Below are 18,326 nucleotides of genomic sequence, written 5' to 3'. Positions count from 1 at the left end.
TCCTGCACAATTTGTGTAGCGGCCCGTTTGGCCTCGTTATACTCAATAATAAATCATTATATTTAATTTAATTCAAATGAAGCAAATGTTAAATTATTTCCTTATAACGCTTACACTCTATCTTTAGTCTAGTCAAGCCGTAAGAATGTCTGTATAATAAGTCCTTGTGAACATCGGCCCTGGCTTGCCTGAGAGTGGTTAGCCGCAAAAATACAGAAAGAGAGGATAAAAAATTGAATTTGGAGAGATGGAGAGAAAGCTGGTTTTCCAATGTTCGGATGGATGTCTTAGCCGGTATGACTGTGGCATTTGCACTAATACCTGAAGCTATCGCATTCTCGATCATTGCAGGTGTCGACCCGATGGTCGGGTTGTATGCATCGTTCTGTATTGCCGTTATTATTGCAATTGTCGGCGGGCGGCCGGGCATGATTTCCGCGGCAACGGGAGCGATGGCTCTGCTGATGGTTACGCTCGTTGCAAAGCATGGCATTGAATATTTGCTTGCCGCAACCGTATTAACCGGCATTATACAGATAGTGATGGGCGTACTGAAGCTCGGCCGATTCATTACTTTCATTCCGCACTCGGTAATTATCGGTTTTGTCAACGCGCTTGCGATTTTGATCTTTATGGCGCAGCTTACCCAGTTTGTAGGGGCTTCGTGGATCATGTACGCATTGGTGGCCGCAACATTGGTTATCATATACGTATTGCCGAGATTTACAAAAGCTGTCCCTTCCGCACTAGTAGCTATTATTGTTATTACAATTGTGTCGATTTTTGCCGGGTTTAATGTAAGAACAGTTGGCGATATGGGGCAAATTCCGAGCACGCTGCCGTTCTTCCACTTGCCCAATATTCCGCTTAACCTTGAGACTTTGTTCATCATTCTGCCTTACTCTATTCCGCTTGCGTTAGTCGGTATACTCGAATCGTTATTGACAGCAACGATCGTCGACGAAATGACGGATAGCAAAAGCGACAAAAACAAAGAAATTCGGGGCCAAGGAATCGCCAATACGATTACCGGTTTCTTCGGCGGTATGGCGGGCTGCGCTATGATCGGCCAATCGGTAATCAATGTGAAGTCCGGCGGCCGGGGCCGTTTGTCGTCTTTGGTTGCAGGCGTATTTTTGTTAATCCTTATTCTGTTTCTCGGCGATTTGGTAAAGCAAATTCCAATGGCTGCATTAGTAGGCGTTATGATCATGGTTTCCATCAGCACATTTGATTGGAAATCGCTGATTGAATTAAAAAAGGTGCCTTTCCGCGATTCCCTCGTCATGATTGTAACTGTGGTTACTGTCGTTTATACTCATGACTTGGCTAAAGGTGTTTTTGCGGGAGTCATTCTGAGCGCCGTTATTTTCGGATGGCGTGTCGCCTCGAACATTAAGATTCATAGCGAACTTGGTTCTAATGGTGTGAAGCACTATAAAGTGCACGGACAACTGTTCTTCGGAACGATGTCGCATTTTGTCGAACTGTTTGATGCAAGAAACGATCCCGATCGAATCGTTATCGATTTCTCGAATTCGCATGTATGGGATCATTCGGCGGTGACCGCTATTGCGAAAGTCACCTTGAAGTATCAGCAGTTAGGCAAAGAGGCGCATATTACCGGTCTCAATGAAGAAAGCAAAATTTTAGTAGAGAAAATCGGGTTGTCGGCGCCATCCGGTCACTAGTATGTTAAAGAAGGACACAGCATTGCACCCGCTGTGTTCTTTTTATTTTGTCCTTTATTTCACTATCATAACCGGACATCGGGCTTCATGCGCCACTTTATGGCTTACGCTTCCCAATAAAACTTCATTCAGCCGGTTCAGACCTCTGCTGCCGACAATGATCAATCCGAAATCTCTGTCTGCGGCTGTTTTCACAATTTCCTCGGCGGGGTCCCCAAGGGCAACCTGCAGTTGGAACGGAATGCCTTCTTCACGAAATCTTACCTTTGTTTTTATGATTGCCCTATGCGCTTCCTCCAATAAGACCGCTTTGACATCGAAGTCCGCAAGCAATAACTCGCTTCGTTTGGGCGCTGAAGCGCTCACATGCAATATGGTAACCGTTGTGTTATTTAGTTCCTTGGATAACCGGATTGCTGCTTCCGCCGCACGATTGGCATGGGAAGAACCGTCCGTCGCGAGAAGAATTTTTTCAAACATCGTTCAAATACTCCTTCAAACGCTTTCATTCATCTTAGACGAACAATATCACTTTGTAAAGTTGCGAGTGCCCGGCTTGCGGACAAACTCCAACGGCAATGGTAAAATGAAAAGAATATGCTCAAATCGGAGCTATTATAACGTAATTTCCTTATTTCCAAGCACCGACAGCAGGGGGCAGCGCATCGTATGAGAAATCAAGCTATGAGGAAGTCCGGGTCGCAGCCTCCGCTGCAAACCCGATTTTTTTACGGTTGGCTGATTGTTTTCATTGGAGGAGTGGGCGTCTTTTTTTCAGGACCGGGCCAAACTTATTCCAATTCGGTCTTTATAGCATCCTATATTCAGGAATTTTCCCTGAACCAAACGGCCATATCCTCCATTTATTCCGCCGCCACATTGGCATCCGGTTTGCTGTTGTTCTTTATGGGGCGCCTTGTCGACCGGTTCGGACGCAGAATCATGTTAGCGCTGGCGGCCATGATGCTTGGCGCCGCATGTTTTTTCAACAGCTTCGTAACGGGACCGGTCATGCTGTTTTTCGGATTTTTTATGGTCCGGTATTTCGGACAAGGTTCCATGACGTTGATTCCGAACACACTGGTGTCGCAATGGTTTTTCAAATATAGAGGGCGAGCTTTAGGCTTCGCCGGTCTGGGCGGATTGCTCGGCGCCGCGACGTTCCCTCCGCTCATCAACTGGCTGATTGAAGCGTACGGCTGGCAGAATGCATGGCGCGTCTTGGGGACCGCACTTTTTATTTTTGTGCCGATTGCATACTATTTCGTGCGCAATCAGCCTGAAGACGCCGGCTTATTGCCGGACGGAATGAAAGCCGAAACCGGGCGGCCGGACGATGAACACGCGCCGTCGCTCGAAGACTCCTGGACGTTGTCGGAAGCGTTAAGGACTAGAGCGTTCTGGTTTGTTATGATATGCGGCGCAATTCCGGCTATGATTAACACCGGCATAATTTTTCTAATCTTCCCCATACTGTCCGATCAGGGAATCGACCGGGTCACCACGGCGTTCGTCTTAAGCTTGATCCCGCTCGTCAGCTTCGGCTGCTCTCTGTTGTCGGGTTTTATTGTGGAACGGGTGAAAGCGCACCGGATGTTAAGCGTCACTTTTGCGATGAACATGGTTGTCCCCGTAATACTGATTTTCGCTCATTCTCATGCGGCAGTCATTGTTTTCGCCGTCGCTTGGGGCATTTCCCAAGGTTTCATGAACGTCCCGTTGGGTGTGATTTGGCCGAATTACTACGGGAGGAAATATTTAGGGAGTATTCAAGGGGTTACGCACACCGCGGGAGTGATCGGCTCCGCGTTGGGACCGGTACAATTCGGGTGGGCGTACGACCGGTTCGGTAACTACACAGGCGTGCTTATATTTTCCGCTCTTATTTGGGCCGGCGGCGCGGTGCTGGCATTCGTGGCGAAGCCTCCGCGGCGGAAGAGAGGGTTGTCTTGATGCGCTTGATGGTGCCCGGATACAAATAAGGGATTTTGGCGTACTTATTTTCGCCTAAACCTGCAAGAGCGCAACAGCATAGGGGATTCTCAGGTACTTATATGAGTGAAAAAGGGATGTTTGCCCGCGAATGCGAGGAAATAGGTACTCCGGAAACCCTTATCTGTGCTGCCAGCCGGGAGAATCAATCCAATAAGTACTTGAAAATCCCCTATCTGCCGGCGCGAGGTGTGTGGTATCGCATGACGGCAGCGGATCACGGTTTTTTGACCGGTATCGCCGGAAGCAAAATATCATTGAAAAGGTGCAAAACTTCCATAATCGCCCTGACTTCGCCCAAGGAGAGATATATTACAATAGGAAGCAAATAGAATAAGGAGCATCAAGATGACAGCAAAGAGGATTATATGGATTAGTGCGGCTATTATTTTAACGGTTACCCTCATTTACCGCGACAAGATCAACGAAGCTAATCATAGGTTCAATGTATTATCATCGAAGTACGAAGCGAAAAATGACTTGGCTTTTTTCAGCTTCTTAGATCAGACGCCATCTTTTCTTCCGCTTGCGGAAACGTTGGAGGAGCTTAGCGCGGTGAGCGATGATGAGGACCCTGCGAAAATACAAGTAATCATTGAAAGGGCAAAATACAAGCGGACGCCTTGGATAAACATATTTCTCTTTTAATCACGTTCAGCGACAGCTATACCAACCTTGAGAAGCCTGGGACGTCGGAAGGTTTCATTGACTTGACCGCGCAGCAAGAGCAAGAGGATGTGTATATGTTACACTTTCGCACTGAGGTAGGGAACGTTATGTACTTCGTCAGCGGCCGGTACTGGAAAGCAAAGCCGAAACTGATCAGCCAAAATACGAAGGATACGCTAGCTTTACTCGCAGAAGAACTGCGTTCCATGGAGAAGACATTTGCTTCGTTTCAGGAATATTACGACCGGTATTATGGTTGGAATGATATGGAGACTGTAGCCAAAAAAGGTTTTCTAAATCAATTTAAGCCGCATCTCACGAGATTAGAATCAATACAAGACGGTCTTCAAAATTACGGTAAATAAATTTAATACGGTGGTGGATGTTTTTGACGGTAGTCAAACACATAGCCTTGTAGCTTACTTCAATGATTTTGTCCGTAATCGCATCCTTGGGATTGGAACTGCTGGAAGGTTCAAGATCACTACAACGGAGTATTACGGCCTTCGAAACATCGGCATGATCTTCGTTGCTATTTGGGCCCTTTTTTCATCTATCCTCTACCCTGTGTTATTGTGGCCGTTGTCCTGGCTTGTTCGAAAGCTCGTAAGGCCGCGGAGTTGGCGTACTGCCCTTTTAGTTAGGGGCTTGTCCGTTGGCTTCTCTTGCAGCTTTGCTTCCAACGCTTTAACCGCTGCCTCCAGTTTTTCGCTTGTGATCTCAGCCGCTTCACCCAGTTCGCCAAGATCATGGCCGCGATACTCACGGTCTTCTTTTTTTTCCGTTTCTTCAATCGTCAGTCCGCATTCACCCGCCCAACCTTATTTGTTATGCTTTTCGGATTTCTCATTCAAAATCGCGCGCAGCTCTTTGATCTCCTCCTCCGTTAACGATTGCTCTTCGAAAAACTGAACGAGCATCGGTTTCATCGTCCCTCCATAAATTCGTTTTAGAAAAGACTGAGCCTCAGCGTGTTGACATTCGTTTTGCGTGTATAGCGGAATGAAGGTGTACACTTTTTGTTCCTGGTTGACTCCAACTACCCGTTTTTTGACCAGACGATCCAACAGAGTACGGATCGTTTTGGGCTTCCAATCCGTTTTTTCCTGCAAAACGTGAATAACTTCGCTAGCCGTTCGCGGTGCCTTTTCCCAAAGCACGTTCATAACTTCCCATTCCGCTTCCGATATTCTCGGCACTTGTTTTGACATCCCCATCACTCCCCAATGTCAATATATCCTCTTATCCCTCAAAATCTTTAATGTAATATCGGCAGCCTTACTCCCGTTCGCGCGATCTTCATTCCGGATGTTCGTTGCAAAGAAATAGGTGTTCCCCTTGTTCTCTACATACCCGATAAACCAACCGTTCGTATTTTTATGATTTACAGCGCCTGTACCGGTCTTGCCGGAAAGAAGCGCTCCATCCTTTTCTTCCAATTTGATCGCATCCTTCACGGTCCGGATATGTTGTTCCTCGAATCCGAATTGGTTTGTATACAATGCCCTCAGTAATTGCACCTGTTCAACCGGGGATATTCTTAATGAAGATTCCATCCAAAAGGGCTCCGGTCCACCGGAAATATCGGCATTCCCATAATGAATTTGTTTTAGATATGCCTGCAAATCCCTGCGTTCCATCCTGCTCTCCATCGCTTGGAAATACCAATTCACGGAGCTCTTCATCGCCGTAAACAAATTATGGTCCTTGTTCCATTCGTCATATGGATACGTTTCACCGTTCCATTCGATTGTCGAATGTTTGCCCGAAATGACGTTGGACTCCAGACCAAACAAAGCGCTATAAATTTTGTAAGTGGAATTCGGGGACACCCTCTGGGTGCTTTTCCGTTCGTTGTAGATACGATATTGATCGGCTTGCATGTCGTATAATACGAAAGCTCCCTCATAACCGGAAAAATAGGCGCTTAGATTCTCGTAAAGGACACGCTCTCCAGTAAAGGAATAGCTTTGATCTTCCCGGGCCATCGCGGAGACGACCGGAATCTGACTTAAAACCAAGAGGCCTGCAAGCAAAACTACGGCAATGCTCTTGATCTTCTGCCGCTTTGATTCCGCCTGAAAGCTTGCAATCGTTTCGATGCGTTTCTTGATTTGACTTGTCGGACTGACGAGTTGACTTGCCAAAGCGAACTTCGCGGACCGTGACGCTCTGTCCGCAAAGTTGATAATCGTATTGCCGTATTCGACACGGCAGCGATCATCCAATGATTGCAGTACCGCGATATCACAGGCGATTTCACGATCCAGTCTCATTTTTGCAAACGCAATCCATATGAGCGGGTTGAACCAGTAGATCAATTGAAACGCCACGATCCAATAATTCGTGATGTTATCCTTATTTTTTAAGTGAGTCAGTTCATGCAGGACAATATATTTGATTTCATCTAAAGAAAGCCAGTCGGAGAATCGGGCCGGAAACACAAGATAAGTCTTGAACAAACTAACAATCATCGGAGATTTTACAAGCGGCGACTCCAAGACAACCAAATCTTTATCGATATGCAGCTGCTGTTTGCACCGCTCTAACAAGTCTAAAACTTCTTTATTCGTTACGCGATGGGACTTATTTTTCATATCCTTGATTTGGAGCCAAGAGTGGATGGTTACAATAGCAAAAGCGAGCATCCCGGCTAACCAAAATGCTGCTGTAATGTTCTGAAGTAACGGCGGAGCTGCGCGATTTACGGAAATCGTAAAATCCTGCAGCCAATCATCATTTTCGGGTACTTGATTCCCTGGGGCGGTTGCAGAAACACCTATTTCATGGTTCAGACTCCCATCGAAGCCGGCAAAAAAAGTTCCGAAATGAAATAAATGACTCGGGAGCAGAGGGATTGTTAATGCAATCAACAATAAAAACCATATATTATAGTGCCATTTCGCAGTAAGCTGCTTTCGAAAGATTGCTTTTATCAGCATAATTCCGGCTGCGGAAACAAAAGAAACGATGAGGCTCGTAACAAACATTGAAAAAATCATGCTCAGTGTCCCCCTTCAACCTTTATTGAGGTACTACTAAATATCGCATGTCATTGAAGATTTATCAAACCAAACGTGTCAATTCCGGCTCTCCATATACTCTCGGAGAACAGGTGCCGTTTTGCGTACGACATAAGCGCTTCCGCCACGATTCTGCACATCCTCGATCATAACGGCCATCAATAGTTCGAATCGTTCCGCATCATAAACGACGAACCAACCGTTCTCTTGCCCTTTCTCCTCTTTGCTTCTTTTTAACTCCGCCGTACCGGTTTTCCCCGCTATCCTGCGGTCTTTTATATACGCCCCGTGTCCGGTGCCCGTCGGATTTTCGACAACCTCAAGCAGCATCCTGTTTACCGCTGCGGCTGTTTCCGGTGCCAGAACCGGGTCCCCCCAAGGCTCTTCCCGAAGCTCCTCGTCGTCCGTAAGTTCCAATACGGGCGTTATCAGTTCCCCTTCATTGATAAACGGGGTATAGGATAAGGCCAGGTGCAGCGGACTCATAACGACTTCTCCCTGTCCGTAGGAGGAATCGGCCAACAGGATTTCATTCGTTATTCCGTCGTTCGATAAACTGGCTTGCGGAAACGGGTACGAAATCGGCAAGGGTTTTCCAAACCCGAATTTCTCCGCCTCCCTGATGAAATTGTCCGCACCGATCTCGATTGCCTCTTGAGCCAAATAAATATTGTCCGAGTTTACGATAGCGTCCGTTAGGCTCTCTTCGGGAACATCCCTCAGCCGTTTCACGTAATAATTGCCCCAGCTTTCGTCTTTCGCCCACCGTAATCCCCCGATGGTTTTGATCTCATCGACCGAGCTTACCCCAAGCTGCAATCCTATGGAAGCGGTAATCGGTTTAAAAACGGAGCCGGGCGCGTACAGTTTGGTAAATCGATTTAACAGCGGGTTGTTGGGGTCTTCGTTCCACGAATTCCATTGTTCCTCGGACAAGCCTTGAATAAACAGGTTCGGATCATAGGCCGGACTGCTGACTAACGCTAAAATCTCGCCCGTCCGAGGTTGAATGGCCGCTCCCGTGCCGGCGTCTCCGTCCAGCGATCGATACATCGATTCCTGAAGCAGCGCGTCGATCGTCACATGGATGTCCTCTCCGTCGACCGGATCGACCTTTGCAAGCGTTTCTTTCACCACTCCGTCCGCATTAACGATCGTGATATGGACACCGTCCCGTCCTCTTAACCGATCGTCGTAAATCTGTTCCATTCCGGCTTTCCCGATCACGTCGGCGGGAGCCAACCGTTTTTCCGGATGCTTCTCCATATCTTCGGCAGTGACTTGCCGAATATATCCGGTCAAGTGGGCGGCGGCTTCTCCGTATGGGTATATCCTTGCGCTTTTGTCTCTTTTCGTTACCCCCTGCAAATCGCTGAAATCAAGTTTAACCCGATCTCCCGTCACATTGACGATGGGCACGAAAAGATCATCCTTGACCCATGGAGCCGCGAGTTTTTCCTGAATAAACGATATCGGAACCGAAAGCCTCTCCGCGAGTTCGGCGATCGTTTCCTCCCCGGCCTGCCCCAGCTCGCCCGGAACGATCCCTACAACTTCAATGCTTCCGTTCGCGGCAAGTTCCCGGCCAACCCGGTCATAGATGACCCCCCTTTCCGCCTTCAGCGTACGAACGTTCACCTTATCCCCTTCATCCATCGACGGGAATAGCAAGGAGGGCTTCCATTCAACCTTCCATTCATGATTTGTTTCTTTATTTTTTACGATTTGCATGGCGCCGTCGACAGCTATGGGCCCTGCCGCGGAGTCCATCACAAGTCGATAAGGGAATGTTTTGACGGTCGGTGCGTCGCCTGCTGCTTCTTCGTCTTGAGGAACAGCGGCAACGTAGAGGTTGCTCATTTCGATTCCCTCGTAAATGGAACGATAGCGATTGACGAACTCTTCCTTTGACAACGCATCTTTAGCGGTTTCTGAAATCAGCTCGTACATTTGCTCATAGCGTCCCTGCTGCCAATATCCGATATAGCTCTCGAACACGTCTTCCGGTGGAATCTCCTCTTTGCAACCCGCCAGAACAATTAGCAATAGTAAAATGGAGATTAAAGAACGAACGTTATTCATATCCTACCTCTTATCTTGACATGTATAAGGAACAATGAAAGGCTTGCCGTCGCTGGAAAGGAAAACTTCTCAGCGGGCGCTCGTCAAGCCGAACTGGCTGTCCAGCGCCGTCAATATCTGGTATGCGGCCTTCACACGCGCCGGGATGGGATAGTTCTTGTTCGCCAGTATCACGATGCCGATGCCTTTGGCGGGGACAAAGGCAACATAGGCGCCGAAACCGTTCGTGGAGCCGGTTTTGTTGATCAGCACACCTTCCTGGGGCGGCAACAGTGGCGGAGCAAGTCTGCTTACTTCATTCGCCTTGAACATCACCTCGGGGGAATTCCCCGCAAGCAGCCGGTCAAGATCCGTCGGATAGTCGTACATTTCCCATCCAAGCCCCTGCATCATGTCGCCGACCTTGAAGTATCCGGTGTGCGTTGCGGTGATCGCGCGTCGCAGCGTTTCGTCTAGTTCCGAGCCATTCATGTTTGCCTCGACGAAACGGATCATGTCGGCCGCGGTCGTCTTTACGCCATAGCTTTCCGAGTCTAGAACGCCCGGCGACACCCGAATAGGCTTGTTGTCTTTCGAATAGCCGTAAGCGTAGTCGCCCATCCGGTCCTGGGGAACCCTGATGTAAGTGCGCGAGAGGCCGAGCATCGGGAAGAGCTTTTCTTCCATCAGATCATCGAAAGGCTCGTCCATGCTTCTGGCAGCCAGATAGCCGAATAAGCCGATGCTCTGATTCGAATAGAGCCGATACGTGCCGGCGGCGTAGGCCGGTCTCCAGTTTTTGAAATAGGCAATCATCGTTTCCTGATCGGTGACATCGTCTGGAAACTGCAAGGGTAAACCGCCCACCGTATAGGTACCGAGATCAAGAAGGCTGATCCTGTCGAAGCTGCTGCCGGCGAGCGCAGGCAGATATTTGCTCGCATTGTCGGAGAGAGACAGAGTTCCAAGCGCCTGCGCGTAGGACGCGAGGGTTGCGGTGAAGGTCTTGCTGATCGAGCCGATCTCGAAAATCGTATCCTCGGTAACCTTTTGCCCGTTCTCCTTTGAAGCAATACCGTAGTTAAAGAAATATCGCTTCCCCTGGACCGTGACCGCCACGGCCATACCCGGCACTTTGTTCTGATCTATGACAGGCCGGATCGCCTCATTCACGACGTGTTCGAGCAAGACTCGGCCTTCGGCCGGTGCCGGTTCGGCTGACGGCAAATTCTTTTCGTTCTCGACAGCAGCCGTTGGCACTTCGGTCTTTGCGCAGCCGGTTAGCGGCAGAATAACGATCAAAGTGATCAATACGGCAATTTTTAACTTGTTTGCTTGAAGTGTAATATTCAAAATACAGTCCCCATTTCACTTTTGGTGCAGGAATCAAGACAAACTCGCGAGTTTCCAACGGAATAAAGAAGCTGCGCCGTTCTGATAATAAGGCTGGATTTGATTGTAAAGCTCCGTTGAGATGCCTCCGGACCAGACATTCGGATCGTAATCCGGCATCGACGCTATCACGATCACGTTACGAATGCCCCGAAGCTCCGTCTGATACATAAACTCCAGTCCGTCAAAGCCGACCTCTTCCATACGCAAGTAGCCTGAGGTATACGTTTTGTCACGGTAAATATCCAAGTACTGGCCTTCCTTTTGATTGTTTGCCGTGGAGAACGGCTTCAAATAACCGACCAATTGGGCGGCGATCGTATTGGAATCGTAGTGGCGGACGCTCTCCTCGACGACCTCGACGCCGGGAAACAGCTCCGGATGGCTCATTACATAAGAGATCTCTTTATCCGTTAAGCCACCCTTTACACGGCGCGGTTCGAACATCCGGTTCAAATAAACTTTGTCATTGCCATCAATATCGTAGCCGACATCCATTGCGTCAAATACGTCGGACACCGTCATCTGGTCCAACGTAGGATCACCGTATTTGGCGAATAATTCGGTGATCTTCTCCGCCAACGCGATCAGATCTTCCCTTTCCGTGCCAGGCTCCATCCGGAAATACAAAGATTGTGTGGACGTGGAATAGGCGATCGGATACCCGTTCCGGTCATAGATGTTGCCGCGAATCGGCGGAATCGAAACAGCCCTCTTGGTCCGTTGCGATTCAAGGGCAGACAATTCTTCCCCTTCTACGAATTGAATGAACGCCAGCTTCATGACCAGCACGGAAAATAAACCGAAAATGCCGAAGAAGAAAAGATTGATGCGAAACGTATACTGCCGCCGTTTGACAATCTCTTGTTGAGGGTCGTCGCTATGAAGCGTTCTCTTCATAATTGCCCCTACGCCTACCTCCTCTTTCATGAATTGATTACTTATGTAATCCACTTAATAATACTACATTCGTAATCCATGAATGTCAAACTTTCTATTCATGCCCTGGCTCTAATAAATACCGAAAGTTTAGCCGTAATTTCAAAAGAAAGAAAACCGGCGTAAATAGTTACGCCGGCTCCCAGCTCCAAACCTTCTTTGATCGTACCTTATATGAATACATAGCTTGCATTAACTTTCACTGAGCACTCGGGTCCCTTGCTTTCAAGGCATTTACACAACATAAAGCCGGCGTAAATTACGCCGGCTAAACTAATTACACCATTAATTATAAATATCGCTTAACTTCAGCCTCCAGCTGACCCAACGAACGAAACCCGACATAAGTATCTTTCGCTTCGCCTTCCTTGAACAACATCAAGGTCGGTATGCTCATCACTCCGTACTCGCCCGCCGTTTGCGGATTGTCGTCCACATTGATTTTGGCGATGGTGACTGCGCCTCCCATTTTATCGCTTAACTCCTCAAGTACCGGCGCAATCATTTTGCAAGGTCCGCACCAAGGCGCCCAAAAATCGACCAGCACCAACCCTTCTTTGATCGTGTCTTTAAATTGGTTATCCGTTATATTGACAATCGCCATCTGTGGTCCTCTCCTTTTTCATTGTTTCCTCTTCCGGCGCTACCTGTTGCCTTGAAAGAATACATCGCTTGCATCGCCCTTAACTCTTCAAACCACGCCTTATCGTGCGTCATCAGCGCGAGATCGATCAAACTGCGCAATTCCTCCGGATTCGTCGGCGTGTGAAGCGGCAATTTCTTCACTTTGGAAAGCTTCGTTTCAATTAACATACCTACGGCTTCTTCCCGGTCGCATTGAGTCACTCTAACCGTCAACATGCCGCCGGCATCCATCGACTCGACATATCCGATAAATATTTCATCCATATCGGATGTGCCGCTGACCCAATCGCCGTCTCTTACCGGTTCATAATACATTCGTTCCATTCCCGTTCACCCTCCTTATTATTTGAAACGCGCAATATTCATCTGACACTATTTTAATAACAGTTTACCCAAAAATTAGTTTTTGAACTGCTGTGCGGTTTGTACACGTCTCAGCACGTCTGCGACCGTTATCCGCTCGAAGTATGCAATCAGCTGTTGTTCCGCTTCACTGAATACTTGATCCATAACCTCCGCCATGTTGCACGCGACCATGCAATCCTCGTCCTCATTGCCGGAACACCAGGCCGGTTTAATGGAGCCAATGGAAGTTGCGCGGTATATTTCAGCCAGCGTAACCTGATCCGGACTGCGGTTGAAAATAAAACCTCCGCCAATTCCTTCCTTCGTCCGGACAAAGCCCTGCTTCCGCAAACAGCTCATAATCTTGCGCACTCGCGACGGATGCGTGTTGACGTTCAGAGCAATCATCTCGCTTGTAGCCATCCGATCCGGTCTATAGGCGAGAAAAACCAAGCTGTGCACTGCAATCGTAAATTCGCTGTTCACCGGTTATTCATCCCTTTTCCCGAATGCTTACTGTTATTATATTTGTTACAGTTGCAATTGTCAATAATGGCGGAGGCTATTTTTTCATATCGGCGCAAGAGAAAATCTCGCTTGTGTCGCCCGAGATTTCATAAGCGTGCAGGACCGACTCAAGCAGTCCTGGGAAGCGGGCGTTCAAATCCTCCGTCCGGACGGACAGGATACGCTGTGTGCCTTGCGCACGGACGTATATGACGCCCGATTCCCGCAGCGTTCGGGCATGATGGGACAATGTCGATTTGACGACGGGAACCTCGATGTCACCGCATGCCCTCTCGCCTTCTTTATATAATGTAGCCACAAGATGAAGGCGTAACGGATCGCTTAAGGCATAAAGAACGGAGGACAAATGGATTTCCTCCCGGTCCGGATGGTGCAAAATTTTCACGTGAAATCCCCCTTCGTACCGCGAAACTTATAATTGAATATTACCATAATGCATGATATATTTCTATTGTTCGAATACATTCGAACAACAGAACAAAAGGGCGGGAATACGGATGTCAACTCTATCCTATCCGAAAGTTAGCGAAACGAAACAAACTTTATCCCGGGAAGGTCTCGTGACCGTCCTGCTGGGAGTCTCCATCGTATTGGTTATCATGAACACGATGATGTTTAATTTGGCGCTGCCTTTCGTATCGAGCGATTTCGGCGTATCGGCGGCATCCGTTTCTTGGATCGTAACGGGCTATTCCATCGTATTCGCGATCTCGTCCATTACATACAGCAGGCTGTCCGATTTCGTTCCGATCCGCCGGCTGTTCATTATCGGGCTCATCTCGCTTGGCGCCGCCTCCGTCGCCGGATTTTTCAGCAACAGCTTCGTGCCGCTGTTAGCCTCCCGAATTCTGCAGGCCTCGGGTGCGGGCGCCATTCCGGCACTTTCCCTTGTGCTGATAACCCGCTACGTGCCTCTTGAGCGCCGGGGGAAAGCGACGGCAACCGTCATGTCGGCCGCTTCGCTCGGGCTCGGTCTGGGCCCCGTGGCCGGCGGAGCTATCGTGGAGTACTTGGGCTGGCATTACTTATTTATCGTGACAGCGGTCACGCTGATCTTAATTCCTTTCTTCTCTGCTCTTGTTCCGAAAGAGTCGCCGTCCGAAGGCTCATTCGACACCGCGGGAGCGTTGTTCGCAGGCGTCGGGACGACCGGGCTGCTTCTGTTCTTGACCAATCAATCCTGGGCGGCGTTGGCGGTCGGATTGGCGGCGCTTGTTCTGTTCGTGTTTCGGATTCGCCGCGCGGCCGACCCCTTCGTGCAGCCCGCTCTGTTCCTAAACCGGTCTTATTTGACGCTTGGCGCTGTCGGAATCGCCTCGTATCTATGCAGCTTTGCCACACTATTCCTCATGCCGCAAATTCTGGTTCACCAGTTCGGACTGAGTGCGAGCGTGTCGGGACTTATCATATTTCCTGGTTCTTTGTTGGCGATGCTCATTTCCCGCAGAGTCGGCAAGATCATTGACCGTTACGGCAACGAATCTCTCATCCGCTACGTCCCCCTGCTGCTGCTGACGTCCGTTGTATTGTTCGCGCTGTTCGCCGGATCGTCGCATATCGCCGTCATGTTCATTTACATGCTTATGAGCGTCAGTTTTACATGCCTGATGAGCAGCATCTCCAACGAAATGTCCCGCATTCTGCCCAAGCCGCAAATCGGATCGGGCATGGGGCTGTTCCAGCTTCTTCAGTTCTTCAGCGGAGCATTCGGGGTCGCCGCGACGGCCAGCGCTCTGGTTTGGCAGAAACAGCTTCCGCTTACCGCCGCATACGGGAATATATATTGGGGGTTGACGATCGTCGTTTTGGCATCGATCGGCTGCTCGTACTTGTACCGCCGTTACGCACGTTCGACGCAATTATCGGCCTAGCCGGTGTCACTCCCTTTCGCCCAAAATATTTGGTATAGTGGAATCGCTCATACCAAGGGGGGAGGACGGGGATGCGTTACTATAAGCCGATTGAGATTGCGAGAGAGCTCAATATCAGCACCAGCGCGTTGCGTCATTATGAGTCTTGGGGAGTGGTCCCCGCTCCCGCCCGCGGCGCAAACGGGTACCGTCTTTATACGAAGGTGCACTTGGCTTATTTCCGCTGCCTGCGCGCCATGTTTCCCGGTTTTGGCGTGGGGCTCACCTGCGAGGTGCTTCGAAACATCCAGAACGCGGATATTGACGCCGCTTTCTGGCTTGTAAACAAGGAACAGGCGGACCTTCAGCATGAAAAGGCCGCCGCGGACCAGACGCTCGAGCTGCTGCAAAACTTCGATCAGCCTCACGTTGCGAATAAGAAGCTGAAAAACCGTATGACCATCGGCGAAGTTGCCGAATTTGCCGGCGTCGCCACGTCCGCCATCCGCCATTGGGAGAAGGAAGGCTTGATTACGCCGGAGCGAGACCCGGAGAATGGGTACCGGCTGTTCACGCCGACGCACGTGCGCAAGATATTGCTCATCCGCACATTGCGGAGCACCGTCTATTTCTTAAAGATCATGAAGGAGATCGTACAAGCTGTAGAAAACCAAAGCATCGAACAAGCGAAAAAGGCGGCGGAAAAAGCGGTTCACAGCATAAATGAGCGCAACCGCCAGCAGTTTCGCGGGGTTCACCGGTTGGTTGAGCTCTGTAAAGTGTTGGAGCTTATGGCGGACCGGGAGCTGTACCGCGATTAGTGATTGTCCTTATATTCGAGCAATCGCCGCAGCTGCCGGCCGCGTACCCAAGCTCGTCCCGCGTCGATAGCTTCCCGAGGCCGACGGTCGTCCGGATGCTTTTCTTCGAAATATCGGAGCACACGTTCCGCGCAGTCGGCTGCCCACAAGGCCAATGTTTTGTGACTCGCAAGCTCCGATATCGATTTGCTGATTTTCGAATCTTTAAATTTACCCGTTTCCATTTGCTTACACCGCCATTTTACAACTTTAATGCAAGTGCTAATGTTCGCAGAAAATATCGCGAAATATTCAATTTAAGTTGAATGTAGTTTAGTTAATTACTATAAATTTTTTTCTGCAGTGTTTGTTGAGCCTCCCGATAAACTGCCCCTACGCGTCATCGACCGTCTCGATTACTTTTGAGCAGCTCTTTGTACGGTTTTGGCAACATTTTCCCATAATCTGATAAAAGTTTTCCCGCTAGTACAGTATTATGGCAATACAATGTTTATAAACGGCCTTTCCGACAGCAGATTACACGCACCGGATTGCCATACTTGTTGCGTACTAACATATTTCGCCGAAATTATCGCAAACCGACAGCCGGTCATAAACAGACTATTGCCATAATGGTCGTTAGCCCGAACGAGTCCATGGGGAGGTATGCGAATGTCCGAATCGTCAACGTCCGCAAAGTATTATTCCGACACTATCAATCTCGAAGACACGGTGGCGCTCGAAGCCAGGCTGAATGCGCTATTGCAGCAGGAAGTTACGTCAGCGGCTGCATTGGAAGAATGGCTCGCCGAGGAGAGAAAGCTCCGGGACGAGATTACCGAAGCGATGACCGGCCACCGAATCGACTTCGACAGGGACACGGCGAATGCCGGCAAGCGAGACATCCATTTGCACGGCCAAACCGTCGTGCAGCCGCTTCTGACGAAGTATGTGGCGGAGTTTGACAAGAAGTTCTGCGGCTCTCCGTTCATTGAGCAACTAGAGGACAAGAAACACGGCTTGATGCGGAAAGTGCGGCGAGCGAAGGTGGAGCTGTTTCGCGAAGAGAACATTCCGCTGACGGTGAGGGAACAAGAACTGGTTACTAGATACAACGAAATTATGGGCGTTTTGACCGTCGAATGGGACGGCGAAACGAAACCTTACCCGTTGGTGCAGGCACAAGCGGATATTCCGGATCGGACCGTGCGTGAACGGGCGTGGCGTGCACTGGCCGAGGCGCGCGGCCGGGTTAAACCGGAGATCGACGATATCATGAATGAACTGGTACGGCTGCGGCACCGGATGGCGTTGAATGCCGGCTTCGGCAATTACCGGGACTACATATTCACGTTGAAGAATCGGGAATATAGCATTCAGGACTGCTATGACTTCCACACGTCCGTTGAGAAGCACGTTGTGCCGGCATGGGAACGTCTGGCCGAAGTGTTCCGGACGGGGCTGGGCATAGACTCGTACCGTCCGTGGGACACCGGTCCGTGCACGCTGCAGGGTGAGCCGTTTCGCACAGTCACCGAGCTGCTGGACGGTGTGGATTTGATGCTCGGCATGACCGACACTTATTTTCAGGAAAAATTCCGGTTCATGCGGGCGAACGGGCTGCTTGATGTGGAGTGCCGTCAAGGCAAGCGCCCCGGCGCGTTTTGCGACAGCCTGCCGGCATCAAAAAACGTATTTGTGTTCTCCAAATTCAGTCCGTCGTTTGTCGCCGTCATAGCGCTTATCCACGAAATGGGCCATGCCGTGAACGAGTATCTCCAGTTTGACACGGAAAGCGGCATCCAAGCTCATAATCACCGGGAAGAGGTTGCCGAGCTTTACTCCCACGCGATGGAGCTGCTGCTGCTGGACAAACTCAATGTATTCTATACCGACGATCAAGAGTTCAAGAACGCGCAGCGTGAAGAGCTTCGCCGCACGTTCAACGTGCTCATTAACCCTGTGGCAGGCGACTTGTTTCAACACTGGATGTACACGAACCCGAATCACTCTGCCGAAGAACGGGATGCGAAGTTCCTCGAAATCAACAAGCGATTCATGCTCCGTCCGGTGGATATCATGGGTCTTGAATCGGAGATCGGCGCCGGCTGGATTGGAAGCATTCACTATTTCGCGTATCCTTTTTACAAAATCGAATATGCAATGTCGGAGCTGGGGGCGCTGCAGCTTCTGCAAATATACCGGGAAGACCCGGCGAAAGCGACCGCTTTGTTCAAACAGGGGGCAGGCAGCGACTTCAATCAGTCCATCGCGCAAATCTATCGTGACACCGGGGTCGAATTTGATTTTTCCGAGCAAACGGTCGAGAAGACAGCCAAATTTGTGGAAAGCGTGATTGCGGAGCTGCAGTGAGGAACATTGCGGGTGCAA

18 protein-coding genes and 1 pseudogene are annotated in these 18,326 nt (G+C 49.6%); 7 read left to right on the top strand and 12 right to left on the bottom strand.

All coding sequences use genetic code 11. From position 1 onward, the window contains the following. Positions 1-278: 278 nt before the first annotated feature. Positions 279-1,691 carry a SulP family inorganic anion transporter gene (locus tag JET16_RS07205; protein ID WP_199615374.1) on the top strand — a complete coding sequence of 471 codons (1,413 nt, stop codon included), beginning with the start codon at positions 279-281 and terminating at the stop codon, positions 1,689-1,691. 54 nt (positions 1,692-1,745) lie between these two features. Here JET16_RS07205 and JET16_RS07200 read toward each other — a convergent pair whose 3' ends face one another. Continuing rightward, positions 1,746-2,171, bottom strand: a complete 426-nt coding sequence (locus tag JET16_RS07200) for a universal stress protein (protein WP_199615143.1) — start codon at positions 2,169-2,171, stop codon at positions 1,746-1,748. Positions 2,172-2,360: 189 nt separating this feature from the next. Between JET16_RS07200 and JET16_RS07195 the strand changes: the two genes are divergently transcribed. From JET16_RS07195 to JET16_RS07185, 3 genes are all read left to right on the top strand, one after another. Then, positions 2,361-3,644, top strand: coding sequence for an MFS transporter (locus JET16_RS07195; RefSeq protein WP_199615142.1), 1,284 nt, complete (start codon positions 2,361-2,363; stop codon positions 3,642-3,644). A gap of 387 nt (positions 3,645-4,031) precedes the next feature. Further along, complete coding sequence (locus JET16_RS07190; protein ID WP_199615141.1) at positions 4,032-4,331, top strand: hypothetical protein; 300 nt, start codon at positions 4,032-4,034, stop codon at positions 4,329-4,331. After that, entirely contained in the window at positions 4,307-4,717 is a 411-nt protein-coding gene (locus JET16_RS07185) for a hypothetical protein (protein ID WP_199615140.1), read from the top strand. Before JET16_RS07190 ends, JET16_RS07185 begins: the two co-directional genes overlap by 25 nt. Positions 4,718-4,992: 275 nt before the next feature. Here JET16_RS07185 and JET16_RS07180 read toward each other — a convergent pair whose 3' ends face one another. From JET16_RS07180 to JET16_RS07135, 10 genes and pseudogenes are all read right to left on the bottom strand, one after another. Continuing rightward, entirely contained in the window at positions 4,993-5,145 is a 153-nt protein-coding gene (locus JET16_RS07180) for a hypothetical protein (RefSeq protein WP_199615139.1), read from the bottom strand. A gap of 28 nt (positions 5,146-5,173) precedes the next feature. Further along, a complete protein-coding gene (gene blaI / locus JET16_RS07175) occupies positions 5,174-5,563 on the bottom strand; it encodes a penicillinase repressor BlaI (protein WP_199615138.1) in 390 nt (129 codons plus the stop codon). Between the two features lie 18 nt (positions 5,564-5,581). Next, positions 5,582-7,354, bottom strand: a complete 1,773-nt coding sequence (locus JET16_RS07170) for a BlaR1 family beta-lactam sensor/signal transducer (RefSeq protein ID WP_199615137.1) — start codon at positions 7,352-7,354, stop codon at positions 5,582-5,584. Positions 7,355-7,432: 78 nt separating this feature from the next. Continuing rightward, positions 7,433-9,457 carry a penicillin-binding transpeptidase domain-containing protein gene (locus JET16_RS07165; protein WP_199615136.1) on the bottom strand — a complete coding sequence of 675 codons (2,025 nt, stop codon included), beginning with the start codon at positions 9,455-9,457 and terminating at the stop codon, positions 7,433-7,435. A gap of 69 nt (positions 9,458-9,526) precedes the next feature. Beyond that, positions 9,527-10,621 (bottom strand): annotated as a pseudogene (ampC, locus tag JET16_RS07160) (class C beta-lactamase); the annotation flags it as partial. 201 nt (positions 10,622-10,822) lie between these two features. Next, positions 10,823-11,728 carry a penicillin-binding protein 2 gene (locus JET16_RS07155; RefSeq protein ID WP_199615134.1) on the bottom strand — a complete coding sequence of 302 codons (906 nt, stop codon included), beginning with the start codon at positions 11,726-11,728 and terminating at the stop codon, positions 10,823-10,825. Between the two features lie 328 nt (positions 11,729-12,056). After that, positions 12,057-12,371: a thioredoxin gene (trxA, locus tag JET16_RS07150; protein WP_199615133.1), complete on the bottom strand. Its 315-nt coding sequence runs from the start codon at positions 12,369-12,371 to the stop codon at positions 12,057-12,059. Next, positions 12,353-12,736, bottom strand: a complete 384-nt coding sequence (locus tag JET16_RS07145; RefSeq protein ID WP_199615132.1) for an IDEAL domain-containing protein — start codon at positions 12,734-12,736, stop codon at positions 12,353-12,355. The genes trxA and JET16_RS07145 overlap by 19 nt, the downstream gene beginning before the upstream one ends. 75 nt (positions 12,737-12,811) lie before the next feature. Continuing rightward, positions 12,812-13,243: an RrF2 family transcriptional regulator gene (locus tag JET16_RS07140; RefSeq protein WP_199615131.1), complete on the bottom strand. Its 432-nt coding sequence runs from the start codon at positions 13,241-13,243 to the stop codon at positions 12,812-12,814. Between the two features lie 76 nt (positions 13,244-13,319). Further along, positions 13,320-13,670, bottom strand: a complete 351-nt coding sequence (locus JET16_RS07135; RefSeq protein WP_199615130.1) for an ArsR/SmtB family transcription factor — start codon at positions 13,668-13,670, stop codon at positions 13,320-13,322. A 112-nt stretch (positions 13,671-13,782) separates the two neighbouring features. Here JET16_RS07135 and JET16_RS07130 point away from each other — a divergent pair, with 112 nt between their 5' ends. Together JET16_RS07130 and JET16_RS07125 are read left to right on the top strand one after the other, a co-directional pair. After that, on the top strand, positions 13,783-15,156 hold the full coding sequence (locus JET16_RS07130; protein WP_199615129.1) for an MFS transporter: 1,374 nt from the start codon (positions 13,783-13,785) through the stop codon (positions 15,154-15,156). A gap of 71 nt (positions 15,157-15,227) precedes the next feature. After that, positions 15,228-15,956, top strand: coding sequence for a TioE family transcriptional regulator (locus JET16_RS07125; RefSeq protein ID WP_199615128.1), 729 nt, complete (start codon positions 15,228-15,230; stop codon positions 15,954-15,956). Here the strand turns inward: JET16_RS07125 and JET16_RS07120 are convergent. Further along, positions 15,953-16,180, bottom strand: a complete 228-nt coding sequence (locus JET16_RS07120) for a putative immunity protein (RefSeq protein ID WP_199615127.1) — start codon at positions 16,178-16,180, stop codon at positions 15,953-15,955. The genes JET16_RS07125 and JET16_RS07120 overlap by 4 nt on opposite strands. A 427-nt stretch (positions 16,181-16,607) precedes the next feature. On the opposite strand from JET16_RS07120, the gene JET16_RS07115 reads away from it, so the two are divergent. Further along, positions 16,608-18,308, top strand: a complete 1,701-nt coding sequence (locus JET16_RS07115; protein WP_199615126.1) for a M3 family oligoendopeptidase — start codon at positions 16,608-16,610, stop codon at positions 18,306-18,308. The last annotated feature ends 18 nt before the right edge of the window (positions 18,309-18,326 follow it).

It is taken from the genome of Paenibacillus alkalitolerans, from assembly GCF_016482785.1.
Taxonomy (GTDB): domain Bacteria; phylum Bacillota; class Bacilli; order Paenibacillales; family YIM-B00363; genus Paenibacillus_AE; species Paenibacillus_AE alkalitolerans.
The sequence above is the reverse complement of the archived record's forward strand: the minus strand, read 5'-3'. Positions and strand labels throughout refer to the sequence as shown.